Source organism: Cognatiluteimonas profundi (assembly GCF_009792795.1).
Lineage (GTDB): Bacteria > Pseudomonadota > Gammaproteobacteria > Xanthomonadales > Xanthomonadaceae > Cognatiluteimonas > Cognatiluteimonas profundi.
In genome coordinates, this window is sequence record NZ_VKHQ01000013.1 from 1 (window position 1) to 320 (window position 320).

General features: G+C 64.7%; 1 pseudogene. It reads right to left on the bottom strand.

Annotated elements, in window-relative coordinates:
- Positions 1-320: pseudogene (locus GST15_RS12750) on the bottom strand (glucose-6-phosphate dehydrogenase); the annotation flags it as partial.

The window sequence follows — 320 nt, forward strand, 5'->3', positions numbered from 1 at the left end:
CCAGGAATGTGTTGGCGAAGCGGAAATACAGCAGGTTCCGCACCGCCTCCTTGCCCAGGAAATGGTCGATGCGGAACCCGCGCTCTTCCGGGAAGACGGCGTGCAGGGTCGCATTGAGCGCCTGGGCCGACGCGAGATCGCGGCCGAAGGGTTTTTCGACGACGACGCGTGCGTTGGTGGCGCAACTTGCGTCGGCCAGCCCCTTGATCACCGTGGGGAACAGGGCTGGCGGAATGGCCAGGTAATGCAGCGGGGATTGCTTGCCGTCGAGTGCGGCCTGGAGCCGGACGAAGGTCTGCGGATCGGTGTAATCGCCATCG